Origin of the sequence: Parabacteroides faecis, from assembly GCF_014647375.1 — a bacterium.
Classification (GTDB): Bacteria; Bacteroidota; Bacteroidia; order Bacteroidales; family Tannerellaceae; genus Parabacteroides; species Parabacteroides faecis.
The window spans coordinates 122,998-148,834 of the sequence record NZ_BMPB01000002.1 but is presented as its reverse complement, the minus strand read 5'-3'; the positions used below and the strand labels follow the sequence as shown (position 1 = coordinate 148,834).

Below are 25,837 nucleotides of genomic sequence, written 5' to 3'. Positions count from 1 at the left end.
CAATTGTAGCTATGAGACGAAAAGAGGGAACACATTTGCATAGGCGCAGACATATTTCAAACCGGCATTTGTCGGATAAATATTATTATGCCGGTGAACATGAAACTGTAACCGACATTCGTCTCACACAATACAATTCAGATGGAATCCACACGACTGAAGTAAAAAAAGGAACTACTTCGTTTAATAAACTGGTCGACCCAAACAAAGTAAACTGGTTTCAAGTAAGCGGACTTACCGATTCGGAAACGATCACACGTATCGTAAACGATTTTGGACTCCATAATCTGGATGCCAAAGATATCCTGACACCTCAACATGTGGTAAAGATTGAAGAGTATGCGAATCACATGCTTATTATCCTGAATTCCAGTTATTATGATGCCAATATGGAGATACACTCCGAACACATCAGTATCCTGGTCACCGGTAATGTCGTTATTACTTTTACGGAAAGCAACAACCCAGTCTTCGCCAACACAATGAAAGCACTGGAATCAGATATGTTGAGCCTGCGGAAAAAAGGTAGCGGACTCTTACTTGCTTTCCTGCTGAATACGATCATCGCCAACCTGGTCGAGACGGCTTCGAAGGTGGAGGAAATGTTGGAAGATATAGAGGAAACATTGCTCGATATCAAAAGCGACCAAGGGAATATGGGTTCGATGATCCAGCAACGCCGTCACGAATATATGCTTATCCGTAAAAACAGCCAACCCCTGAAAGAACAATTTCCCAAATTACTGCGTACCGAAAACGGGATAATCAGTCCCGACATGCTTCCGGTCTACACAGATTTGTCAGACCAGTTGCAATTCGTTATACAGACAACCGAAAGTTGCCGGGAAATCATATCTTCTTTGGTGGATCTTTATATCTCCAACAATGATCTGCGCATGAACGCGATCATGAAACGGCTGACAGTCGTATCTACCCTGTTCATTCCATTGACATTCCTGGTAGGCGTATGGGGAATGAACTTCAAACTTATGCCCGAGCTGGACTGGGAATACGGCTATGGTATTGCCTGGGGAGTGATGTTCCTTACCGGTATACTGACCTGGATATATATGAGAAAGAAAGATTGGTTTTAGAGTCCGTAATTCCTTTTAAACTGATAATAGGTATTTCTGGATACGTTGAAATGCTTGCAGATCATGACAACAGTATCTCCCCTCTCAAGCATATTCATCACTTCTTCTTTGTTGGCATCCAGCAAAGACTGCTTCGCATCGGTCCCTTTCGGCCGTCCCAGTTGCAGTCCCTCCTTATCTTTCTTGTGATTCAAAGCCTCTTTCGTTCGGACAGACATCAGGTGATGCTCGATATCCGAAACCAGGTTACAGGTATCCGAGACAACTTCTGTATTCAGGCTGTTGTCCAGCAGATACCGGTCGTTGATACTATATACATGAATACCCCGGGCCATACATTTCCCCAAAAGTGTCATCACTTCTGAAAGGGTACGACCAAACCGGGCAATATCCGTGATAATCACCTTGTCCCCCTTTTTCATTCTGTCTATTAACCGGGATAAGGTAGGTTCACCTTCTTTCCTCTTTCCATCTACTATATCAGTTATCCATTTACTGATTTCCAAACCATTTGCTGACGCATAACGAGTAATTTCATCTTTTTGTGTTTCAAGATGTTGCTTGTCAATAGTTACTCTCAAATAAGCTATTATCATAAAACTTCTGCTACTTACTATTTTGAATGTACAAAATATACTTTTAGTTCACGCGGTGAAGATACAATAAAGTAACGACAGCTCATATACTATTTTTCTTTTCATAGCATAAAAAAACGCTAAAAAGCAAGCTGTAGCAAGTTAAAAAACAAGCCCTTACATTTTATGCTAAACTTTCCCTTTTATTGAAAGAAAATGTTATCGAAAACAAGATGAAACATTCTTTAATAAGCGCTCCATACATTTTATAATTATATCCGGAGAAATAAACCTATCTTTGCAAATATGAAAAAGTATCTTCTAGTCATATTAACCATCCTCTATATCGGGGTTTCCTGCGGAATTATCCTGAATATCCATCATTGCATGGGTAAGATAGTGGAAGTTGAGTTATGGCAAAACGATACCTGTCCTTCATGCAAGGAAAAGAAACAAGCAGGCCATTGCTGCTCTACGGAGACACAACTGGTTAAAATGACGGTCGATCAGGATATCCATCAGGTACCGGCTATCGACTATACACCGGTCGCCCTGTCCTTGCTTTTTAATATGAATGCTTTGCAGATTCTCTCCGAAGCAAGTGAATCAGGCATACCTAATCCTTATTATAATACCCCACCTGACGAATGCAGCGGTACAGAACGATGCATTCTTAACTGTTCTTTTCTGATTTAGTTGATATTGGCTTTAGGGCCAACCATATCTTTTGTTTAGAATCCATAAACAAAAAATTATTATAATCTGTTCCTTTTGTGTAACACAAGAGAAAATAGAAGGTGTACAGCCATTCTTTGTAAAACAAAGTCTGCTGTAGACTCAGATTGTATGCATCAATTAATCCATCAGAATAAAAACAGTACTCTATGCTAAATAAAATAATCCGTTATTTCCTTGAGAACAGGGTAGTAACCATGCTATTATTAATACTGGTTGTTGTGTGGGGAATATCGACCTCTCCTTTCAACTGGCACGGGGGCATTATCCCACGTAATCCCATCCCGGTGGATGCGATCCCGGATATCGGTGACAACCAACAAATTGTCGCTACCGAATGGATGGGACGGTCACCTAAAGACATACAGGACCAGATCACTTATCCGCTGACAACCTCGTTACTGGGCATTCCGGGTGTGAAAAGTATCCGGAGTTCCTCCATGTTCGGTATGTCATTCATTTATATTATTTTCGATGATGATATCGAATTTTACTGGAGCCGTTCACGTATCCTGGAAAAATTAAATTCGTTGCCACCCGGAACATTGCCGGAAGGCGTACAACCAGCTCTGGGACCTGATGCAACGGCTTTAGGGCAAATATATTGGTACACACTGGAGGGCAGGAATCCGGAAACAGGCAAACCTACCGGAGGATGGAATGCCGAAGAACTGCGTACGATCCAGGACTTCTATGTTAAATATAGTCTTTCGGCAGCCGAAGGTGTATCGGAAGTTGCTTCTGCCGGAGGCTTCGTAAAAGAATATCAGATCGAGCTCAATCCGGATGCCATGCGGGCATTCAATATATCGGTCATGGATATTATGAATGCCGTAAAAAAGAGCAATCTTGATATCGGTGCGGAAACAATGGAGATCAATAAAGTAGAATACCTGATCCGGGGATTAGGATATATTAAAGATGTATCCGATCTGGAGAAAGCCGTTATCACTGTTCGCGACGGTGTCCCGGTACGTATATCGGATGTTGCTTTCGTAAATATCGGCCCGGGGACACGGCGGGGAGGATTGGACAAGGAAGGAATAGAAGCTGTCGGTGGTGTCGTCATCGCCCGTTACGGAGCCAATCCGCTGGAAGTGATCGACAATGTAAAAACAAAAATCAAAGAAATAGAAGCCGGACTTCCGCAGAAAACATTGGAAGACGGGACAGTCTCAAAGGTCAGTGTCGTGCCGTTCTATGATCGCACCGGACTGATAAAAGAGACAATCGGGACACTCGAAACTTCACTCTCCCATGAAATACTGATCTGTATCATCGTGATTATCGTACTGGTGCTGAATCTGCGTGCTTCGGTCATTATTGCAAGCATGTTGCCGATAGCTGTACTGGCAACATTCATTATTATGAAATATACCGGGATAGAGGCGAATATTGTCGCATTGTCCGGCATCGCTATTGCGATCGGTGTTATGGTGGATGTCGGTGTCGTTTTCGTAGAGAGTATTATACGGTATATGGAGATGCCCGAGAACAAAGGCATTCGAAGTGGTAAAGCGTTCGTAAACCTTATTTACAAAGCGGTAAGCGAAGTATCGGGAGCCATCACTACGGCAATGATTACAACGATTGTCAGCTTCCTGCCCGTTTTTGCCATGGAGGCACAGGAAGGGAAAATGTTCTCTCCCCTCGCCTACACGAAGACGTATGCATTAGCTTCTTCCTTTATCCTGGGGTTGATCTTATTGCCTACTCTTTCTTATTTGTTATTCTCTGTCCGAATAAATTCGAAAATAATACGCAAAATCACCAATTATCTGTTGGTAGCAACAGGCACTGTGCTGATGATCATTTACGGAAGTGTTCCGGCACTCGGACTAACGGCCGTAGGACTAAACAACCTGTTTGCATCCTACTGGAAAAATCCGAAGATGGCTACTTACATCAATATTGGTATTACATTACTGGTTGCCGTTTACTATTTGTCGGAAGAATGGCTGCCGATGGGACCGCAAGCCGGGCTATCCGCCAATATCTTATTTGTTGCGGCGTGTATCATCATCATTCTGTCCCTTCTCTGGATACTGGTTATCTATTACGAACGGATATTGAGATGGTGCCTTAACCATCGCTGGCAGTTCATGATCGTTCCGGCTGCAACGATCGTATTCGGCTTCATGATCTGGATGGGATTCAACCGAACATTCGGGCTGGTCGCTTCCGGATTCGAGACACTGGGATGGAAAGACTTCCGGCAAACAGCTTTCTGGGAAAAGGCTTCGGCTGAATTTCCCGGTATCGGTGAAGAATTTATGCCCAGCCTGAATGAAGGATCTTTCCTGCTGATGCCTACCAGTATGCCTCATACCGGAGTTGCCCAAAACCTGGATTATATTGAAGCACTGGATAAACGCCTAGCAGCCATTCCGGAAGTAGAGACCGCGATCGGGAAATGGGGACGTGTGAACTCGGCTCTCGACCCGGCACCGGCACAGATGTTTGAGAATACGATCAATTACCGTCCGGAATATATATTGAATGAAGACGGCGGACGGGAACGGTTCAAGGTGAACAGACAGGGAGAATATCTTTTAAAAGACGGCAGTACCTACAATCCGGCCGATGGTTTCCGGCTGATTCCAAAAGATAGCCTGATTCCTGACCGGAAAGGGGATTACTTCCGCCAGTGGCGTCCGGAGATTAAAAACACAAACGATATCTGGCAACAGATCGTGAATGTCACTCATTTGCCGGGCCTGACCTCTGCTCCCAAACTACAGCCGATAGAAGCCCGTCTCGTGATGCTTTCGACCGGAATGCGTGCACCTATGGGATTAAAGATATACGGACCGGACCTGGAAACGATCGAACAAAGCGGAAAAGCCATCGAGCAGGCATTGAAAGAGGTACCTTCCGTAATCCCTTCTTCCGTCTTTTATGACAGGGCGGTCGGCGCTCCATATCTGGAGATCAAACTGAACAGAGATAATATGGCCCGTTATGGAGTGAATGTAGAAGACCTGCAGGAAATATTAGGTGCAGCCGTCGGCGGTATGGTTCTAACGACAACAGTAGAAGGCAGGGAACGCTTCCCCGTCCGTCTCCGCTATGCACGCGAACTTCGGGATAACCCGGAAGCTTTATCCATGTTGTTGGTTCCTACGGCAACCGGTGCACAGATTCCCTTGAAGGAACTGGCCGATATCGATTACACCCGGGGAGCACAGATGATCCAAAGCGAAAACACCTTCCTGGTCGGTTATGTGATATTCGATAAGCCATCCGGCAAGGCGGAAGTGGATGTTGTAAAAGAAGCGACACGCATACTGGATCAAAAGATAAAAGACGGAGAACTGACCCTGGCGAAAGGTGTATCCTATAAGTTTGCCGGTAACTACGAACAGCAGGAACGCGCCACTCAACGGCTGGCAATCGTTGTTCCCCTGGCACTGCTTATCGTCCTGCTTGTCCTGTATTTCCAGTTCAAGACAGTAACGGCTTCCCTGATCCATTTCTCCGGTGTATTCGTTGCCTTTGCGGGTGGTTTTATCCTACTTTGGCTGTACGGACAAGATTGGTTCATGAACTTTTCCGTCGGAGGAGAAAATATGAGGGATCTTTTCCAGATGCATACTATCAATCTGAGTGTGGCAGTCTGGGTAGGATTTATCGCCCTGTTCGGAGTGGCGACAGATGACGGAGTGTTGATGGGAACTTATATCCATCAGACATTCCTGCAACAGAATCCCACCACAAAAGAAGCGATCCGTGAAGCAGTCGTTACAGCCGGTCTCAAACGCGTACGCCCCGCTGCTATGACCACCGCAACAACGCTGATCGCCTTGTTACCGGTATTGACTTCTACAGGAAAAGGAGCAGATATCATGGTTCCGATGGCAATACCAACTTTCGGTGGTATGCTGATCCAGTCCATGACCATGTTCGTCGTCCCCGTCCTGCAATGTTGGTGGCGTGAAGGCGCTATAAAGAAAGAACAAAAGAAACAGAATCTTCAAAACAATAGAAACGATGAGAAATAAAATCAAAATACAAATATATATAACAGGAATAACCTTGCTGTTCGGCCTTTTTCCTGCTTTCCCACAACAGGCGGACAGTCTGTCGTGGTATCTGGAAACGGCAGCACGCAACAATCCGCTGATAAACTCCAATTTTGCTTTATATAAAGCATCATTGGAAAAGATTCCGCAAGCCGGAGCATATGCCGATCCAGAACTTGATATCGGTCTTTTCGTCAAACCGATGGAGACTTTGAGTGGCAAGCAAATTGCCGACTTTACGCTTATGCAGATGTTTCCCTGGTTCGGAACACGTAAAGCCGCCCGCAACGAAGCAACCGAGATGTCGCGCATGGCTTACGAACAATTTCGCGAAGCCAAGAACAATCTATTCTATGAAGTGAAAAGCCAGTGGTATCAGTTATGCAACCTCAACGAGCAATACAAGAATACACAGGCAAATCTTCTGTTACTTGAACAACTGGAAAAGCTGGCACTCAACCGCTACTCGGCTCCTTCCGCCAATGCTCCAACCCCGACAGCTGCACCCGTTGCCACCGTTGTCGCAGCACCTCCCGTTGCTACAGGAAACAGTATGGACAATATGGGAGGAATGGGTAACTCTTCCCAAACAGCAACACAGGGAATACCGGCAGGAAACTCTTCCATGCAAAGTATGGGAGCCGGTTCGATGGGAGCAAGTAATTCCTCCGGTAGCATGTCGGATGTATTGCGCATACAGATAGAAAAAGCAGAACTTCAGAATAATCTGGAAATCCTCGCTTCTAACAGAATAGCAGCCGAAGCACGTTTCAATGCCTTGTTGAACCGTAAACAAGATATGCGGATAGCCGTTCCCGATTCACTGGAACAACTGCATTTCCTAATCGATGACCAGGCAATGACCGACAGTATCATTACTGCCAATCCTATGCTTTCCATGCTTGAAGCGGAAGCGAATGCTTATCGTGCCAAAGCCGTTATGGATAAAAAGATGAGTTATCCGATGTTCGGTATCGGCCTGCAATATTCGCTTGTCGGGAAATCAAACAATAAGATGGTCATGGACGATATGAACGGGATGGATATGTTTATGCCGATGTTCAAGATCAGCATCCCTATTTTCCGTAAAAAATATCAGGCACAACAGAAAGAGAGCCAGCATTACCGCCGGGCAAGCGAACTGAAATATGAAAACACGTTGAACGAACTGCAATCCGAATACCAGACAGTCAAGCAACAACTGGCCGATGCCGCACGTAAAATAGCCCTTTATAAGAAACAACAGGAACTGTCGCTCTCCACCTGGCAACTGATCGTACGGGAATTTTCTGCCGGCACGACAAGCCTGACTGACGTGATACAGGTAGAGCGCCAGCTATTGGATTACGGACTCAAGAAAAGTGAAGCCATTGCCGAATACAACACGATGGTAGCTGGATTGGAAAAATTAGTAGCAACTTCAATAAACGAATAAAGACATGAAAAAGATAAAAGAATGGTTTAAGACCAAAGAAATACGATATACATTATTTGCATTGGCAGGTTTATTCCTCGGCTGGTTGTTCTTCAGTCCGTCTTCCACCCCGTCACCGGCAAACGACGAACAGCATAGTCATGACAGCATCGAAGGACATACACACAGCCATGACCTGCAACAGGATGAAAACGGGGTCTGGACTTGCTCTATGCACCCACAGATCAAACAGGACAAACCCGGTAAATGCCCGATATGCGGTATGGACCTGATTCCCTTACGTAAAAGCGGCAATAACCACGAGAACGTAGATCCTTCAGCAATCCAATTGTCGGAAGAAGCAATTGCTCTGGCGAATGTACAGACCTCCCGCGTCAGTAAGGAAAACCCGGTGAAGGAAGTCCGCTTATATGGTAAAATCGCTCCGGACGAGCGAAGCCTGCAATCACAAACTGCCCACGTAGGAGGCCGTATTGAAAGTCTTGCTGTCGACTTTACCGGAGAAACAGTCCGCGCCGGACAAACTCTTGCAACCTTATACTCACCGGAATTGTTCACGGCACAGCAGGAACTGATAGAAGCCCTGAAAATGCAGCAACCTGCGCTGATCAAAGCAGCCCGTGAGAAACTACGACTCTGGAAAATGACAGATGCGCAGATTACTGCTATCGAACAATCGGGAACAATCTCTCCCACCGTAGAGATCAAATCGAACACAAGCGGTATCGTGATGTCGAAACGTGTCAGCCAGGGAGATTACGTATCGCAGGGAGCCGTTTTATTCGATGTAGCCAACTTGTCAAAAGTATGGGCAATGTTCGATGCTTACGAAACCGACCTGCCGTTCCTCAGCAAAGGCGATCCGGTCACATTCACCATGCAGGCATTTCCCGGCAAAGCATTCAAAGGACGTATCGCTTTTATCGATCCGATCGTCAACCCGACCAGCCGTACCTCCCGTGTACGTGTCGAAGTTGCAAACCCTGGTATGGAATTAAAGCCGGAAATGTATGCGACAGCTATTGTAGATGCCCCTTTGAAAGGATATAAGGATCAGATCGTCGTTCCCCAGACAGCCGTTCTCTGGACCGGCAAACGATCTATCGTTTATGTGAAACAACCGGACACCACTACTCCGACATTCCTGATGCGGGAAGTAGAATTAGGCCCGTCATTAGGCAATGCCTATGTGATACTGAAAGGACTTGCGGACGGAGAAGAGATCGTGACAAACGGCGTTTTCTCTATCGATGCCAGTGCACAGCTGGAAGGAAAAACTTCGATGATGAACAATGACGGGAATGCAGCCCATCCGATGACGGGACATGCAGGACATCATATGCACGGAGAAACAGCAGCTCAAAGCACAACCCCAAGCAAACATGCTATGTTTGGAGTAAAAGGAGCCTGCGATATGTGTAAACAACGGATCGAAGAAGCAGCCAAAAGTGTCAAAGGAGTCACCTCCGCCTCTTGGGAGAAAGAAAACCAAATGGTCCATTTACAGTTCAATCCGGCACAAACTTCCGTCGATGCCATTGCCAAAGCAATAGCCGAAGCCGGACATGACAACGATAAATACAAAGCAGACGACAGCATCTACAACAAGCTCCCGGCTTGTTGCAAATACCGTCAATAGATCACTGAAGCGCAAACAAAAAGGGCTACAATTTATTTTGTATCCCTTTATCGTTGCGCTTCAAAAATATCCTCTTCTTTTCAATAATACGTCTCTGTCAGTGGAATATTTACTTCTACGGATAGCATTCCAGTACCATCACTACAAAAACGTACCTTATTTTCCCGGGCTAACCACCCCAATGCAAGAAAAATAACAGACTCTTTACAATGAGTCATCTCACCGATCTTTCTGATAGACATGTTACCTCTCTCTGCAAGCAAACGCCAAATCTGGCCGGCATTTGAACCAACGTCATTCTTATTCATAACACTCCATTTTTTGATATTTGACTTAAAACTAATCATAATAAGTCAAATAAGACTGTCCCATTTGGCTCTTATATTAGTTATTTATACCACTTTTCAACTCTCGCACAAAACAAAATGACTTTGCTTTATGAATAGAACAATCCTTACATCGATAATGTTTCACGAAAATCATACAACTTCCATATAATTTGAAAGAAAAATAGCTTTTTAACTTACGATCATCAACTTATACTTTTAATTTACAAGCAATAATGTTTGTCTATGAAAGAGACTGAAACCATCATCCTTTTACTTTCCGGGTCTCTGCCAAATTAATTAAAAGAAACCGTAAACAAAGCCTTCTTTTAAAATGTTTGAATAGTATAGAATCAAATAAAACAATTAGGCGATATGGACGATTATGAATTGATTGATAACGAGGAGAACCACCAATACGAATTTCATATTGGTAAATACATTCCGAGAATTGAGTATATAAAAACCAAGAACGGCGAGATATATCTCACGCATACTGAAGTGCCTGTAGCTCTTGAAGGAAAAGGTGTAGGCAGCCAGCTGGCTGAAAAGGTACTGAAAGATATAGAAAAGCAGGGATTACGTTTGGTTCCGTTGTGTCCCTTCGTTGCCGGATACATCCAAAAACATCCGGACTGGCGACGTATAGTAATGAAAGGTATTAATGTAGGATAAAGCGATTATAGAGTATGGGAAAGAAAATTGAATATTCAAACGGTGAGCTGACCATTATCTGGCAGCCCGAATTGTGCAAACATGCCGGTATTTGTGTAAAAACATTACCGCAGGTATACAACCCGAAGGAAAGACCCTGGGTTAAAATAGAAAATGCAACTACGGAAGAACTGATCGCACAGATCAATAAATGTCCGTCGGGTGCACTTAGCTACAGATTGAATGAAAAAGAATAGATTTAAACAGGCTATAACTTAATTAATGACAGGCTTCCGTCAGGTTCGTTCACAAACCGGCGGAAGTTTTTTTATTTGAGACGTCCTTCTATGCCCAACTGATAAAGAAACAATCCCCAGTTTTCTTCACGGATCTCTTTGTTCAAGCGCACCTGTTCAGGATGGAGATGTCCCGGATAACTATCATTCAGATAGTACTTGTCTTCTGCAATATCATAATAGAAAACCAGATCATCATAAGCGGCACTTATTAAACTCGATACATTAGTGGCTGTAAATAACTCCGTTCCGGCTAAAATGACAAGGATCTTTTCATATTGCCCCAGTTTTTCTGAAAATGCCGAATGATCATAAAAACGAATCTCTCTGGTATCTTTATCGAACCACTTGATATCGTTGCCTGTGAAAAGTATCTCATTTCCCAGAGGAAGATTATATACTTTATGCCCCAGACCAACAACAATTATTTCGGATTCTCCGTTCAGAGAACCATCATTCTCACAGCCGACAAATGTCAGCAGCAAAAATAAAAACGACAGGAAGCAACATAACTTTTTCATCAGACAATCATTTAGTACAGGTTCTTTATATAAAAATGCAAAACCTCCCGAATTACTGCGTCTGCATGAGATAAATTCCGGAGTGAAGAATATCAGTCTCAAAATTAGCATTTTAAATTGGATACACAAATCATTACGGGAGAAAATGTATCCCTGTCAAGGCATCGAATTATAATAACGCCAGGTATTATCCCGTTTACGGTTTCTCCGTTTATTCCTTTCTTTTTTTGAAAAGACCCATTCCAGCATATCATTCAGCGAGAAATAAAGTTTTACAGACCCGCCCACAGTTCCTCGTTTCTGTCCGTCTTTCACCACATCCGAAGAGTACAGATTCCTCCCTCCTGCTGCAGCCGTTACCGGCAACTTTCCTACTTGTATCTCCTTTTTGTCGATAAGACGCGTAGGAGGCGGCGTATAGGCTTCTTTGTTTATCTTTGGAGTAGTATCCAGTTCCATCGTATACAGACGGTAAACACTCGGGGGCATCGATTTATAATCCAGATCTTTATGTACGCTATCCGTATCTGCCCGCAAATATTCGGAAAAGTCTTTCAGGACAGGCAGTTCGGCAGGTGCTTCCAGTATCTGCTGCCCGGGTTCGTCTTCCAGGTGTATGAATGTACCTTCCCGGATCGCCTTTTGAAACTCCGGGTTAATACGTACCGTATCCGTTCCGGATAAAATACCGGATAACCACACCGAATCTTTTTCACTCCAATTCTGCCCGTATACATGCACAGGCAGTGATCCTGTCAACATCAGAACAAGTAAACACAGCTTCAACTTCATACTATAGAAACGATGATATGAATGATATACTGCATAGGAAAAACTATTTTCTTCAGTAAAAAAACAGTTGTTTACTACCGATGAACTTTGTAAACTTCGCGAATATTCATACTTTTACTGCCGGTTTTAAAACAAATAGTAACAAGGGCGGAATATTTATGAACTAACAATATATTATTTATGAAAAAGATTATCAGCTTATTTTTAGCGGCTACAGCTTTTGCCTGTACGCAGGAACAAAGCATAGACGTAACGGTAACGAACCCGTCGGCCATTAACCGTTCAAACGAGATCACAGAAATCCCGAAGGATGCCGTTGCAAAACTGAATGGCGAGTCTTTCATCATCTCCGACAACAACGGGACACAAATCCCTTATCAGATCACTTACGACAATAAAATTATTTTCCCTGTCGATGTGAACGCAAACAGCAGCGTTACTTATCAGATCAAACCTGGTACTCCCGAAACACCTGCGACTGTTGCCTGCGGTAAATTTTATCCGGAACGTGTGGACGATATCGCCTGGGAAAACGACCGCATTGCCTTCCGTACTTATGGTCCGGCTTTGCAGGCTACCGGCGAACAGGCTTTCGGTTATGATATCTGGGTAAAATGTGTATCGCAACCGGTTGTCGATATGCGTTACAAGACAGAACTCGATCCGGAATCGAGAGCTAAAATAGCAGAATTAAGAAAGACCGACAAGAAAGCGGCACAGGAACTGGCAAACTCTATTTCCTACCATATCGACCATGGGAACGGACTGGATTACTACAAAGTAGGTCCGACATTGGGTGCTGGTACTTCCGCTCTTTTATCCAACGACTCCATCGTTTATCCGTACTGCTACAAAGAATATGAAATCCTGGATAACGGTCCGCTGCGTTTCACAGTCAAGCTCGTTTACAACCCGCTGAAAGTTAAAGATAATGAGAATATTATTGAAACCCGCCTGCTGTCGTTGGATGCCGGTTCACAGTTGAACAAAATAACACTTTCGTTCGCCAACCTGAATGAACCGACCCCACTGGTAACCGGTATCGTTCTGCACGAACCGAGTACAGATTACCAGGCAGACGCAGCCAGCGGTTATATAGCTTACGCTGACCCGGAAGATCCGACAAACGGACAGATATTCGTCGGTGCCGTATTCCCGGAAAAGTTAAGCGATGCCAAAGCAGTAAACTTCTCTGAAGCAGAAAAGAAACAACGCGGAGCAGACGGTCACGTATTGGCTTACACAACTTATGCACCAGGTAGTGAATATACATACTATACAGGAGCCGGATGGAGCAAATGGGGATTCCAAAACTCTACCGAATGGTTCAACTATGTAAAAGAGTTTGCTCAGAAAGTTAAGCAGCCGTTACAGGTAACAGTAAAGTAAAAACATATTCTATGTAAATGTATCCTATAAACCATTCACCTTTCATCTGCTATTCATATCCTATTGTTATATGAATAGTTACGTTCGATGCACGGAGTGAATAGTTGGTGAAAGGAGGTGATAGGTTTGATTCAACCTTTCACCTCCTTTTCAACTAAGGCTTTTCCAGTAAAGAAGAAAGATTAAAGTACTTGACTACTAAGGTCAAAGTGACTATCCTTTCACTTGTCGACCACCGCCGTTAAGGTTAACGACAGTGGTCGACAAGCTTAACGATATACGTCAGCAAGCTTAACGAGCGTCATCGCAAAGCTATCAGGTAATATCTTTCAGATTAAAAAGAAAGGACTTCGGGGTTAATAACCCATAGGCTGATTGCTAGTTGAATACTTTAGGGCACAAATGATATCTCATCCAGAGGATTCCAGAAAACCTTCTTCCAGTCTTTAATACGGTTGTTTTCTACCCGGATACCTTCTTCTTCCAACCTTTCCTGCATCTCGGTCGGCGTACTGAAAGCATCTTTGCCGGATAACACACCCTGACTGTTCACTACCCGGTAAGCAGGAACACCTACCTCCGAACAATTCCCCATTACCTTACCAACCATTCTCGACATATTCGGATAGCCGATCGCACGGGCTATCGCACCATAGCTGGTGGCACGCCCGTATGGAACGGTCTTTACCATCTGATAGACGGCAGCCACAAAATCTTCTTTATCAAAACCAGACATATCCTATTATAGTTTTTCCGCCAGCTCTTTCAGTAAAACATCTGCACCGGCAATCATATCCCCGTTCTCATTATAAACACCAACCAGGTAACGTCCTTTCCAAAGAACAGGTATATCCCCGTTATAACGGTCTTTTACCAATAATCCTCCTTCTTTCAACTCGTCCGACTGCTTGGTAAAAGCCATATACTGGGTCAAAACGTCTTTTACCCCATCCGGTGAACCACCATCCAGAACAAACAACTGAAAAGACTGTCCGTCCTTTTCATACTTCATTGTATATACAGCCCGCAAAAACTCGTGACCGATATAATTGGAGGTAATATATGCAGCTGAATAAGGTATTTTCCCCTGTTCCGGGAATAAACGGATAATGGGAGGATAACCGGCACCGGCATCGATCTTTTCGGCCAGCGCCTTACCGATCGCCTGCAATTCTTTCGACACATCACCGGAAGCATTGCTCCACATCTTCAGATACATATTCCCGGCAAAGAAATACAAATTCGTCTTATCTCCCTGCGCTTCTCCCCCTACAGGCAGAAATTCGAGATCGGAAGAACGTTCGGACGAATACATACCGAAAGCATCCTCCGGTGTAGCATGGCGATAGGCTTGTATCGTGATATAATCGGCCCCTTTCTTATATTCCATAGAAGTCATCTCCCTGAAATTATCCTCCAGGAAAAGCGGAGCCGCCCCATTTATACGGTCAAAGAGATTATCGGGATTGAAAACCTCCACCTCACCGGAGACAGTCCAGCCGTCGACAGACGGTAACCATGATTTCAATTCATCCGGTGTCTGCGCTATTAAAGAGCAGAAAGGCAACAGGAAAAAGAGTAACAAATAATTGATCTGCTTCATACATTCGATTCTTTAAGTCAGAAATTCATCGGGCACCTGCATCACCGGAGTAATCGCGGCAATCTTAGCCGATATGTCAAAGCCGGAAGGACATTTCACCTTACAGGTGTCGCAGTTGGAACAGATATCCGGCGAAAGCTCCAGCCCTGCCAATGTTTCTTTCGACATTCTTGAATATTTATAACCATAGGCATACATATAAGCCCGCATAATATCAGGAATAGGAAGATGTTCGGGGCATTCTGTCCGGCACTTTCCGCACTGCTGGCAATACAACATTTCCTGTCCGCAAAGGGAAGCCAGATAATCTGTGTCGGCAGTAGTCAGTTCAGGAGAATGGGCGGCAGCCAGACATTCGTCCAGTTCATCATAATTGGAAAATCCGGGGATGACAGTCGTGATATGCTCATTCTTCCATGCCCATTTCAGACAAGCCTGCGCATTGATCTTCTTTTTTCCTTCCGCATCTTCGGTACCTCCGGTCATCGTTTTCATGGCAACCAATCCGATACCTGCTTTTGCAGCACGGGCAATAGCCTCTTCCGTTTCTTTCAGATTCGACAGTTTGAAATTATAGCTCAACAGGACAACATCATAGATACCCGCTTCAATAGCGGCATCCAGTAATTCCGGTTTCCCGGCATGAGCGGAGAAACCGATGAAACGGGTCTTACCATCTTCTTTGAATTTCTTCAGAACAGCAATGACACGTTCGTCTTTTACCTCTTCCACCTTATCCAGCGCATGCGTATAAAACAGGTCCACATGATCCATATTCAGGCGTTTCAGGCTCTGATCCACCAGCTTTTCGTACGTTTCTTCAAAATCATCTTTCAAAGGATAATCAAACTTTCCCTTTGTCGCAATAAAGAAACTGTCACGGGGTTTTCCGGTAAAGAACTTTCCTAACATCTCCTCGTTCTTTCCGTTCTGGTAGCCATGAGCCGTATCAAAATGGAATATGCCGGAATTATAGGCAGCCCTCACCACATTCGGATTGTCGGCACGCATCACTCCCATACTCAGTATCGGCAGTTTCACCCCTGTTCTGCCAAGCGTGCGGACAGGAATTTCATTTTTATTAGCAGTCACCAGAGAAGCACGGGCAGCCTTAGCTCCCGGAATTAACATGGCACTCACACCTGCAGTAGCTGAAAGCCGGAAAAAATCTCTTCGATTTACATGATTGGTTTTCATAAGATTATATATTAGTGTTTATCCCTATCCGTCTGTGCCTCACAAATATAGAAAGATTTATCAAAATAAATCACTTTTTCCGTAGGGTATTCGTTCTCTGACCGATCTTATATATACAAACAGGAATATTCACCATTAAAACAATACAAAGATGAAAACACTGTATAGACAATCTATCGGATTTTTGCTGATCTTATTATTGGTAGCAGGTATTAGTCCGTTACAGGCGCAGGATCAACCGGTGCGTGACGACGAGAATCCGGACTTCATCACTATCAGCGGAGTTGTCAAGGACAAAAATAATAAGAAACGGCTGGAGTATGTAAACATTTCCATCCCCGGCAGTACTTCGGGTACGATCACCAACGAAGACGGGGAATTCTCTTTCAAGATCAAAGATGCTTCCCATGTGAAGGCTGTCGAGATCTCCCATATCGGATATTACAATAATAAAGTAGAAGTGAGCGGGATTAACCTCTCCGACCTGACTGTCTGGATGACACCTTACGAGAATATGCTCGACGAGATCATCATCCATGCCCAGGAACCACGCTATCTGGTAGAACAAGCCGTCAGTAAAATTCCCGCCAACTACAGCAAGAAGACAAATATGCTGACCGGCTTCTACCGGGAAACAGCCCAAAAAGGCAAACGGTATATCAATATATCGGAAGCAGTGATCGACATCTATAAAACACCCTATAACGAAGCATCCGACCGCGACCGCGTACAGGTTTACAAAGGCCGTAAGTTATTGAGCCAGAAAAGGACCGACACGCTTGCCGTCAAACTGCTCGGCGGTCCGAATATGTCGATCTTCTGTGATATAGTGAAGAATCCGGATGTATTGCTCGACAAGGAATGCCTACCCTATTACCTCTTCAAAATGGAGGAATCGACCAATATCGACAACCGTCCTCAATATGTAATCAGTTTCAAGCCACAGGTCATCATGCCTTATGCCCTGTATTACGGAAAACTGTACATAGACAAGGAACGCCTCTCATTCACCCGTGCCGAATTCAATCTGAGTATGGACGACCGCAACAAAGCGACCCAGGCCATCCTCAAAAAGAAACCGTTCGGATTACGTTTCCGTCCGCTCGAAGTAGCTTATCTGGTCAATTATAAAGACCGTGACGGCGTAACTTATCTGAACTATATCCGCAACGGGGTACGTTTTAAATGTGACTGGAAACGCAAACTGTTCTCGACCAATTACACCATTATCTCCGAAACGGTGGTAACGGACGGACGAGAAGAAAACGTGACCACTATTCCGTATAAGATGGCATTCAAAGAATCACAATCGTTGTCCGATAAAGTAGAGAACTTCATGGACGAAGATTTCTGGGGAGCCTACAATATCATCGAACCGACGGAATCACTGGAAAGTGCGGTAAACAAATTAAAAAAGCAACAGAAATAAATTTCAATATCTTTTCGTACATTTGAAGGACTCTAATCATTAAGATCCACGGCATGCTGAACGATTTATTCGTACTAACTAAGATTAAAGAGGGGGACGTCAAAGCTTTCGAAGGTATCTTCCGGCTCTACTACTCCCCCCTTTGCCTCTATGCCGCCGGTATTACCGGAAACTGGGACGTAGCTGAAGAGATCGTGCAAGAGCTATTCTACGTATTCTGGAAAGAAAAAGAAAAACTGCAAGTGTTCCTCTCCCTGAAAAGTTATCTGTACGGGGCGGTACGCAACCAGTCTCTTCAATACTGCGAACATCAGGAAGTACGCAACCGTTACCGGGAAAACGTTTTATCGGGTAACCAGGAAAGCAAGCCTTCCGATCCGCAGGACCAGCTGGAATACAAAGAATTGGAGGATCTGATAAACAAGACTCTCAAAAAGCTACCCGAACGCCGCTTACGCATCTTCCGGATGCAGCGTTTCGAAGGAAAGAAATACGCGGAGATAGCCTCCGCCCTCTCTCTGTCCGTCAAAACAGTGGAAGCTGAAATGACCAAGGCACTTCAAACACTCAGAAAAGAAATTGAGAATTATACACAAACAGTATGACTCGTAAAGAAAGGGACAATAGAAGAACGGATCAGGCATGGGACAAGGTGTACCAACGCCTGGAAAAGGAGGACCTGATCACCTGTAAAGAAAAAGAGGGTGTGATTCCTTATGGGGACATCCCCCGTCTAACTACCCGAAAAATTGTATTATTAGGTTTGCAGGTAGCTGCAATCATATCCTTTTTCCTGATTATTCATTTTAATCGAACAGAAAAAGATGCTGACCGTAACCTGCTTACCCGGCAGAATATGGAAACGACAACACTCGCCACCACGCTCGAAGATGGTTCGATCGTGTACCTGGCAGGCAATGCCGCTATCCATTATCCGGAACATTTCCAACCGGACAAAAGGGAAATATCCTTACAGGGAAATGCTCTTTTCGATATTGCCGGCAACCGCAAGCGTCCGTTCCTTATTGAAACAGAAGATGCACGCATCGAAGTTTTGGGTACCGCTTTTAATGTAAAAAGCGACGGTTCCCAGCCTTTTGAATTGTCCGTACAAAGAGGATTGGTGAAAGTGACGTTGAAAAAAAGCGGACAGGATGTGCATGTAAAAGCGGGTGAAACCGTCACCCTCTCTTCACGAAAACTACAAGTGAGGCAAACAAAAGACACCGGACAGTTCGAAGAATATGTCCGGCAGATACGTTTTAAGGATGAACGACTGGCCGATATCCTCCGGGTCATCAATCTCAACGCGGAAGATATCAGTCTGAAAACCACCCCGGAGCTGGAGAGCAGGACACTTACCGTTACCTTTGCCGACAACTCGCCGGAAACAATGGCTGAACTGATCTGTTTTGCGCTCGACCTGAAATGCACACGCGAAAATAATGTGATTACTTTGCATGAAAACTAATCGGATAAAAGGAGTACAAGGTGAAACGAACCGTTACATATCGTCTGTTTTTTTGCCTCATCGGATTGCTGCTGATGACGGCTATCCCTTTGCGGGCTGACGATAAGGACAATAAAAATGTACTCGAACGTCTTATCCATATATCTAAAAGTAAGGAAACCGTTTACGATTTACTGGGAAAAGTATCCGAACAGTCCGGCTATCTGTTCATCTACGACAGTAAGATCATCGACAATGAACAAGTAGTAAAAATATCGGGTGGCAAATACTCTGTCCGGGAAGCGATCTATCGGATCACCGGCGACCGAAACCTGGCTCTTCGCGTGATCGGTAACCATATCCTGATCTCCCGTCCGGTTGAAGAAACACCGGTCAAAGAGGTACTCCCGATTCTTCCGGATACCGTAACCTATTTCACCCTGGAAGGTATCCTGCGAGATAAATACACGAATGAACCTATCCCGTTCGCCACCGTCAGTGTCAATGACGACGGTTCCATAGGAAATGTCACAAACCAGGGCGGCGAATTCAGGTTGCGTCTGCCGGATACGCTGCGCCAATCGCAGATCAACTTCTCACATGTCGGCTACCAACCCTATCAGATAGAGAGCTCTCTGTTGGCGGAACGTTACAGCATGCTAACCCTGGAACCGAAAGTAATCCCCATACAGGAAGTGGTTGTCCGTATCGTGAACCCCTTACGCCTGCTACGAGAGATGGAAGAAAAGAAAAGTATCAATTATTCCCAGGAGCCTGTCTATCAAACCACTTTCTACCGGGAAGGGATTGAACGGAAAAACAAATTCGTCAGTCTGACGGAGGCGATCTTTAAAATATATAAAAGCCCCTATACCAGGCATACTGTTCCGGATCAGGTAAAACTGCTGAAGATGCGCCGGATCAGTAATAACCAGGAGCGGGATACGATCATTGCCAAGATGAAATCCGGTATCAATGCCAGCATGCAGCTGGATATCATCAAGGATGTGCCGGATTTTCTGGTTCCGGAAAGCGAGGTGAACTATCCTTATGTATATGCCCATTCCGATATCACGGTAATAGACAACCGGATGGCAAATGTGATCTCGTTTGAACAACGCGAGTTCATCACAAGCCCGCTTTTAAAAGGCAACTTGTACATCGATTCGGAAAACAGTGCACTGCTGCGGGCCGAGTTTGAAATACACCCCAAATATGTAAAGGATGCGGCAAATATGCTGGTGGAGAAGAAAAGCCGTAACCTGAAGATAATCCCTCAAAAGGTGGTCTATACGGTTTCTTACAAACCCTGGAACGGCATCTATTATGTCAGTCATGTCAGAGGAGACCTTCATTTTAAGGTTAAAAAGAAAAAACAACTGTTCGGTAGCTCTCCCCTTCATGTATGGTTCGAAATGGTCGTGTGCAAAACAGACACGGACAATGTCAGCCGTTTCGGCAGGAAAGAAACATTATCAACCCGGACAGTGTTCTCTGAAACAAAATTTAATTATGATGAAAGCTTCTGGGGTAACTTCAATGTGATTCCACCGGAGGAAAAACTAAATGAAGCAATAGGAAAAATTTCGTCAAAAATAGAAGAAACAGGCTACTAAGTGGTTAAAAATCATAAAGAGGGCCTTTTCTCAAAGGCCCTCTTTATAGGTTTTTAATAGGTATTAGTCTTTAAGGCAAAAAGATTGTTTAGGTTATCTGCATGCAAAGATGTGGCATTTTATATTACTGAACAAATAAAAAAAGATATTATAAAACACATTTTTAAGATTATCGAAACTTATTTGCAGCTTCTTCTATTTTTTAACAATTGAATCTTAGCCTCCAATTATCGGTTTATCCAGGGGATAAATCCGTTCCCCATTGATTCACAAGCAGTAATCAGGCACATATTTTGCCTATTATTGCCGTATACCCATTTTAGCATTCCTAAACTAAAAAATTCAACTTTCTAACACATGCAAAAATATAAATGTTTTTTTAATAAATCCTATAACAGTGTATAGTTTACCTCACCGGGATTTTATGTATTTTTGTCGCCGTATCGAGGTGACATTTAGATACAATATATAAACGTCTTAAATTGCACAATTTAGCATGTATACCGTAATTAAAAGAATGGAGATATCGGCTGCACACAGTCTGAAACTCTCTTATTCCAGTAAATGTGAGAACCTGCATGGTCACAACTGGATCATCACTGTTTACTGTCGCTCGAAAGAATTGAACGCCGATGGCATGGTAATCGACTTTAGCCATATCAAAGAATCGATAAAAAACAGGCTGGACCATCAGAATCTGAATGAAGTCCTGCCTTTCAATCCGACGGCCGAGAATATGGCCCGATGGATATGCGACCAGTTACCCAATTGTTATAAAGTAGAAATTAAAGAGTCAGAATCGAACACTGTAATCTATGAGAAAGATTAATCAAATTTTTTACAGCCTGCAAGGGGAAGGCTATCATACCGGCAAAGCCGCTGTTTTCATCCGTTTTTCAGGGTGCAACCTGAAATGTTCATTTTGCGATACGGAACATGAAGAAGGGACTTTGATGTCGGATGAAGAAATATTGGAGGCAATCTCCGCCTACCCTTCAGACATGATCATACTGACCGGTGGTGAACCGGCTTTATGGATCGACGACGCATTTATCGACATGCTTCACAAAGCGGGTAAATATATATGTATAGAGACAAACGGCACACGTCCGTTACCTAAAGGTATCGACTGGGTGACTTGTTCTCCGAAAGAGGGAGCACCCATCAAGATCGATCATATGGATGAAGTCAAGGTGGTTTATCTGAGACAGGATCTGTCTTCTTACATCCAGTTGCCAGCCAAACATCATTTCCTCCAACCCTGTTCCTGCCGGAATACGATGGAAATTGTCAATTACATCCTGGAACACCCGGAGTGGCAACTTAGTCTGCAAACACACAAGTTGATCGATATCGCATAAAAGACATAGGCGGAGGCAGAATTTTGCAGACAGTTTAATCCCTGCATTTCCCTGCGCTCCGTTTATATTATCTGCCTGCACAATTATCGGACAGATTATTTTTTAGTAGCCAAAAGCTGCAGACAATCCTTCACATCATCCAAAGAATGACCATTGCTTTTACCTTTAGGCAAAAGTTGCCGCAGACCGACAGCCGCACCAAAAACAGAGACAGGATCTTTTATGGTGGCATAATGGACAACACTATCCATCGCCAATTGCAAGTTTCTGTCATCCAACGGTGAGAGTGTGGAAGCCGATAAGCCGGCAGCATTGAAACCAATACCTTTCATCCATTCATGAGCCAGCGCGATATTAGTAGCTACAGCAAACTGCGTCAGCCCTCCTCCTAACGAATGTCCCGTTACATAAAAACATTGCTCCGGATAAGTTTCCAGAAATAAACGAACCAACCCGACTGCATACAAATACATAGTATCGGCAGCGAGCAACTGATGTACATCTGTTAGTACGGCTCCAATCTTCGACAGTTCCGTTCCGGCAAAAGCAATAACGATCCGGTCTTCATATCTACCCAACCAAACCTTAAACCCGTTCATCACATACAACTGACCGGTCACTTCATCATAGTGTCCCATTTTAAGACATTCAGGTAGCTCCCTCCTTTTCAATGGAGAAACTTTCTTATTAAATGTGTATCCGGTATAAGCATATTCCGAACATTCAGCCATTAAAAGAGCCTCTTCCGGAGGACAGAACGGTTGCGAAGGAATATAGGAAGCAAACGTCTTAACGTAGGAAGACCCCTTACGCAAGTTCATTACGATAGAAGCTACATCTGATTGCACAAACTGCTTTAATATTTCCAACGCTTTCTTATACAAACTGCCATATCCGGGCAACAGTTCCAGACCTTTCTTTTCCAGAGCCAATAATACCCGGTCTGCATCCGATTCTCGGTGCATCGACACCTTGACAACAAGGAGCAGGTTCTTCATCAGGTCGACCGTACCCGTCAAAAAGCCCAATAGGCCTTTATCCTGTACAATGCCGTTATCCTCTGCCCCAACTTCCACATCCAGCTTCTCTTCCGACAATGTTTCGTAGAGAGCTTTCATTTCCATTTGTATTTCCTCCCGTTCTGTCCGATAGGCCGGATCAGATTTGCTTGTAACGGCAAGCTGATCCAGTTTACCATCCAGGGAAAGGAAAATATCTTTTGTTTGTTGCAGCTTTTCCATCTATATTATATTGCCAGAAAGTTCTGTTCCAGGAAAGCAAGATCACATTGCTCTGTCGGGTATAAATTAGGTTTTTGTTTGCCGTGTAACCGCTTATCCAATTTATCCACAAGTTTTTCGTGAAGCAGCGAATAATGAATCGTAGGATCTTCCTCCAGAACCTGCAATAAAGCAGTAGTGAACGCACTGTTTTCATCAAATGTGAAAGCATACGACGATTGTTCGTCCTGACAGCCGGAAATAAGTAACACGCCGGCTTTCACCTCTTTCTCATTTGCACCTTTATCCATAAGTTCGCGAGCCAGGTTATCATAAAAACTCTTATTCTTAAAATAAGTCTTTCTCACATACTCCATCGGCATTGCCTTCTTTACACAATTTTCAAGAGCTGGTTCTTCCACAGATGCTTTTGTTATTGTTCCGCTATGGCAACTATCCGATAAAACCAGGATACGAACTCCTTCTTTAAATTCAGACCACAGCAAACGCAATTCATCATCGACAAGTTCACCGTCATACAAACACCAGGTTTCGTCCATACCATCCTCTTCATCCCCATCCATATCCGGCAACTGCCCCCCATGTCCCGAATAATAGAAGAAAAAGATGTCACCGCTTTCCAACTCCTGGGCGGCCTCCCTTACCGAATAAATTACATTGAGACGAGTAACTTTATTTCCTAAAATGATTTTCGATTTAAAACCTTGTTTCGATGCAATCTCATAAATTGCCCTGGCATCATTTTCCGGTTGAGCCAACGCTCCGTCCCAACCATCGTAATGAACGGGATCTACATGGTTCAATCCCAATACAACTGCATATCCTTTTGACATACTACTTTAGTTTTTAAGTTAGACTATTTTTTATACGGGTATAATATTATATATTCGAAAATAAATAACCAAATTATTCCCGTAGACAGCATAAATCCTTTGTGAACGACAATAAACGGAGTAAATAAAAACGTCGCTCCCAATGCAACACTGCGTCTCGGTGAGACGTAACGTTGCGTCAAGGGGCGACGCAGGGTGTACTGTCCGTCGGTCAGGTCGGAAGGAACTTTGTATTTTAGTTATATCTTACTTCCATCCCACGTACATCGTCATTGACGATTCCATTGTCATACACCAACTGCCCATTTACAAATGTCTGGGTGATGCTATGATGGAATGTCGTACCCTCAAACGGAGACCATACGCATTTATACAAAATATTTTCAGGAGCCACAGTCCAGCACTTTTCCGGATCCACCAGAACCAGGTCGGCATAATATCCCGGGCGGATATAACCACGGCGGTCGATATGGAACAGATCGGCAGGCATATGTGCCATCTTTTCCACCACTTTCTCATAAGTAAAACAGCCTTCTGCCACCATTTCCAACATACCAACCAGCGAATGTTGTACTAACGGACCACCCGAAGCCGCTTTCAGGCAACTGCCTTCCTTTTCGGACAACAAATGCGGGGCATGGTCGGTCGCCACAATATCGATCGTATTATCATTGACTGCATTACGCAAAGCGGTACGGTCTGCCAACGTTTTAATAGACGGATTCCATTTGATCCGGTTTCCATATTGGGTATAATCACCGTCGTGGAACCAAAGGTGATGCACACACACTTCACCCGTTATCTTCTTTTCACTTAAAGGGATTTCATTACTTAATAAAGTCAGTTCCTTTGCTGTCGACAAATGCAGAATATGTAAACGCGAATTCAGGCGAGTAGCCAGTTCCACTGCTTCGGATGAAGAAGCATAGCAGGCCTCTTCACTTCTGATCTTACTATGGAAGGAGATATCGAGGTCTTCCCCGTACATATCCGTATAGTAGGCTATATTACGTTTGATAACTTCTTCTTTCTCCGCATGGATAGCGATCAGCATATCAGCTTCTCCGAAGATGCGTTCGAGACTTTCTTTCTTATCCACGAGCATGTTTCCCGTAGAAGAACCGAGGAAAAGTTTCAAACCCGGTACACGGCTTCGATCCAGTTTACGGATCTCATCCATATTATCATTCGTTCCTCCGAAAAAGAAAGAATAATTAGCCAGAGATGTTTCCGCACCACGCTGGAGTTTCCATTCCAGATCGGCAATCGAGGTTGTCTGCGGCTTGGTGTTTGGCATATCCATAAAACTGGTTATACCACCAGCTACAGCAGCACGGCTCTCACTGGCTATATCTCCTTTGTGTGTTAAACCCGGTTCACGGAAATGCACCTGGTCGTCGATCGCTCCCGGTAACAAGAGCTTTCCTTCGGCATCGATTACCTGCACACCAGAGGCTGCCACAGGGACAGCCTCTTCATACACCTCTTCTATTTTATCTCGATCGATCAGGACAGCACCCTTAAACATGCGTCCTTCATTAACTATACGAGCGTTTTTTATCAGAATCTTATTCATATACTTTGTGTTTATTTGTTACAAATGTACAAGATTCTATTCAAAAACAAGAC

General features: G+C 44.1%; 24 protein-coding genes. 14 read left to right on the top strand and 10 right to left on the bottom strand.

Annotated elements, in window-relative coordinates; all coding sequences use genetic code 11:
- The first annotated feature begins 11 nt into the window (after positions 1–11).
- Complete coding sequence (gene corA, locus IEY67_RS03265; RefSeq protein WP_122376047.1) at positions 12–1,094, top strand: magnesium/cobalt transporter CorA; 1,083 nt, start codon at positions 12–14, stop codon at positions 1,092–1,094.
- On the opposite strand, the gene IEY67_RS03260 is transcribed toward corA, so the two are convergent.
- Positions 1,091–1,690, bottom strand: coding sequence for a recombinase family protein (locus tag IEY67_RS03260; RefSeq protein ID WP_183669730.1), 600 nt, complete (start codon positions 1,688–1,690; stop codon positions 1,091–1,093). The two genes, corA and IEY67_RS03260, sit on opposite strands and share 4 nt — an antisense overlap.
- A gap of 285 nt (positions 1,691–1,975) precedes the next feature.
- Here IEY67_RS03260 and IEY67_RS03255 point away from each other — a divergent pair, with 285 nt between their 5' ends.
- The 4 genes from IEY67_RS03255 (at position 1,976) to IEY67_RS03240 (ending at position 9,500) form a co-directional block, all read left to right on the top strand.
- Positions 1,976–2,365 carry an HYC_CC_PP family protein gene (locus IEY67_RS03255; protein WP_122376046.1) on the top strand — a complete coding sequence of 130 codons (390 nt, stop codon included), beginning with the start codon at positions 1,976–1,978 and terminating at the stop codon, positions 2,363–2,365.
- 188 nt (positions 2,366–2,553) lie between these two features.
- Complete coding sequence (locus IEY67_RS03250) at positions 2,554–6,405, top strand: efflux RND transporter permease subunit (protein WP_183669728.1); 3,852 nt, start codon at positions 2,554–2,556, stop codon at positions 6,403–6,405.
- A complete protein-coding gene (locus tag IEY67_RS03245) occupies positions 6,395–7,861 on the top strand; it encodes a TolC family protein (protein ID WP_183669725.1) in 1,467 nt (488 codons plus the stop codon). The genes IEY67_RS03250 and IEY67_RS03245 overlap by 11 nt, the downstream gene beginning before the upstream one ends.
- 4 nt (positions 7,862–7,865) lie before the next feature.
- Positions 7,866–9,500 (top strand): efflux RND transporter periplasmic adaptor subunit, encoded by a 1,635-nt coding sequence (locus IEY67_RS03240; RefSeq protein WP_183669723.1) that lies wholly within the window; start codon positions 7,866–7,868, stop codon positions 9,498–9,500.
- Between the two features lie 80 nt (positions 9,501–9,580).
- Here the strand turns inward: IEY67_RS03240 and IEY67_RS03235 are convergent, their stop codons facing one another.
- Positions 9,581–9,808 carry a winged helix-turn-helix domain-containing protein gene (locus IEY67_RS03235; protein WP_122352588.1) on the bottom strand — a complete coding sequence of 76 codons (228 nt, stop codon included), beginning with the start codon at positions 9,806–9,808 and terminating at the stop codon, positions 9,581–9,583.
- A gap of 393 nt (positions 9,809–10,201) precedes the next feature.
- On the opposite strand from IEY67_RS03235, the gene IEY67_RS03230 reads away from it, so the two are divergent.
- Complete coding sequence (locus IEY67_RS03230; RefSeq protein ID WP_122352587.1) at positions 10,202–10,501, top strand: GNAT family N-acetyltransferase; 300 nt, start codon at positions 10,202–10,204, stop codon at positions 10,499–10,501.
- Between the two features lie 14 nt (positions 10,502–10,515).
- Entirely contained in the window at positions 10,516–10,737 is a 222-nt protein-coding gene (locus IEY67_RS03225; protein ID WP_183669721.1) for a (4Fe-4S)-binding protein, read from the top strand.
- A 71-nt stretch (positions 10,738–10,808) separates the two neighbouring features.
- Here the strand turns inward: IEY67_RS03225 and IEY67_RS03220 are convergent, their stop codons facing one another.
- Entirely contained in the window at positions 10,809–11,297 is a 489-nt protein-coding gene (locus IEY67_RS03220) for a hypothetical protein (protein ID WP_122352586.1), read from the bottom strand.
- Positions 11,298–11,453: 156 nt separating this feature from the next.
- Positions 11,454–12,089, bottom strand: a complete 636-nt coding sequence (locus tag IEY67_RS03215; RefSeq protein WP_122352585.1) for a hypothetical protein — start codon at positions 12,087–12,089, stop codon at positions 11,454–11,456.
- A gap of 180 nt (positions 12,090–12,269) precedes the next feature.
- Here IEY67_RS03215 and IEY67_RS03210 point away from each other — a divergent pair, with 180 nt between their 5' ends.
- Positions 12,270–13,478 (top strand): BT3233 family polysaccharide utilization protein, encoded by a 1,209-nt coding sequence (locus IEY67_RS03210; RefSeq protein ID WP_183669719.1) that lies wholly within the window; start codon positions 12,270–12,272, stop codon positions 13,476–13,478.
- 391 nt (positions 13,479–13,869) lie between these two features.
- On the opposite strand, the gene IEY67_RS03205 is transcribed toward IEY67_RS03210, so the two are convergent.
- From IEY67_RS03205 to IEY67_RS03195, 3 genes are read right to left on the bottom strand one after another with little or no spacing between them, the layout of a single operon-like run.
- On the bottom strand, positions 13,870–14,214 hold the full coding sequence (locus tag IEY67_RS03205; RefSeq protein WP_122352583.1) for an MGMT family protein: 345 nt from the start codon (positions 14,212–14,214) through the stop codon (positions 13,870–13,872).
- 6 nt (positions 14,215–14,220) lie between these two features.
- Entirely contained in the window at positions 14,221–15,081 is an 861-nt protein-coding gene (locus IEY67_RS03200) for a DUF6599 family protein (protein ID WP_183669717.1), read from the bottom strand.
- A gap of 12 nt (positions 15,082–15,093) precedes the next feature.
- Positions 15,094–16,278 carry an aldo/keto reductase gene (locus tag IEY67_RS03195; RefSeq protein WP_183669715.1) on the bottom strand — a complete coding sequence of 395 codons (1,185 nt, stop codon included), beginning with the start codon at positions 16,276–16,278 and terminating at the stop codon, positions 15,094–15,096.
- A 151-nt stretch (positions 16,279–16,429) separates the two neighbouring features.
- On the opposite strand from IEY67_RS03195, the gene IEY67_RS03190 reads away from it, so the two are divergent.
- From IEY67_RS03190 to IEY67_RS03165, 6 genes are all read left to right on the top strand, one after another.
- Complete coding sequence (locus IEY67_RS03190) at positions 16,430–17,707, top strand: carboxypeptidase-like regulatory domain-containing protein (RefSeq protein ID WP_122352580.1); 1,278 nt, start codon at positions 16,430–16,432, stop codon at positions 17,705–17,707.
- Between the two features lie 53 nt (positions 17,708–17,760).
- Positions 17,761–18,312, top strand: coding sequence for an RNA polymerase sigma-70 factor (locus IEY67_RS03185; protein ID WP_122352579.1), 552 nt, complete (start codon positions 17,761–17,763; stop codon positions 18,310–18,312).
- The gene (locus IEY67_RS03180) at positions 18,309–19,178 is read left to right on the top strand and encodes a FecR family protein (RefSeq protein ID WP_183669713.1); all 870 of its coding nucleotides are present in this window, start codon (positions 18,309–18,311) and stop codon (positions 19,176–19,178) included. Before IEY67_RS03185 ends, IEY67_RS03180 begins: the two co-directional genes overlap by 4 nt.
- Positions 19,179–19,252: 74 nt before the next feature.
- Positions 19,253–20,773 (top strand): STN and carboxypeptidase regulatory-like domain-containing protein, encoded by a 1,521-nt coding sequence (locus IEY67_RS03175; RefSeq protein WP_183670010.1) that lies wholly within the window; start codon positions 19,253–19,255, stop codon positions 20,771–20,773.
- A 496-nt stretch (positions 20,774–21,269) separates the two neighbouring features.
- Positions 21,270–21,602, top strand: coding sequence for a 6-carboxytetrahydropterin synthase QueD (queD, locus tag IEY67_RS03170; protein WP_183669711.1), 333 nt, complete (start codon positions 21,270–21,272; stop codon positions 21,600–21,602).
- Positions 21,589–22,134: a 7-carboxy-7-deazaguanine synthase QueE gene (locus tag IEY67_RS03165; protein ID WP_183669709.1), complete on the top strand. Its 546-nt coding sequence runs from the start codon at positions 21,589–21,591 to the stop codon at positions 22,132–22,134. Before queD ends, IEY67_RS03165 begins: the two co-directional genes overlap by 14 nt.
- A gap of 95 nt (positions 22,135–22,229) precedes the next feature.
- Here IEY67_RS03165 and IEY67_RS03160 read toward each other — a convergent pair whose 3' ends face one another.
- From IEY67_RS03160 to IEY67_RS03150, 3 genes are all read right to left on the bottom strand, one after another.
- The gene (locus IEY67_RS03160) at positions 22,230–23,375 is read right to left on the bottom strand and encodes a Tle-like phospholipase domain-containing protein (RefSeq protein WP_183669707.1); all 1,146 of its coding nucleotides are present in this window, start codon (positions 23,373–23,375) and stop codon (positions 22,230–22,232) included.
- 5 nt (positions 23,376–23,380) lie between these two features.
- A complete protein-coding gene (locus tag IEY67_RS03155; RefSeq protein WP_183669705.1) occupies positions 23,381–24,208 on the bottom strand; it encodes a caspase family protein in 828 nt (275 codons plus the stop codon).
- Between the two features lie 235 nt (positions 24,209–24,443).
- Positions 24,444–25,784: a dihydroorotase gene (locus IEY67_RS03150; protein ID WP_183669702.1), complete on the bottom strand. Its 1,341-nt coding sequence runs from the start codon at positions 25,782–25,784 to the stop codon at positions 24,444–24,446.
- Positions 25,785–25,837 lie beyond the last annotated feature (53 nt).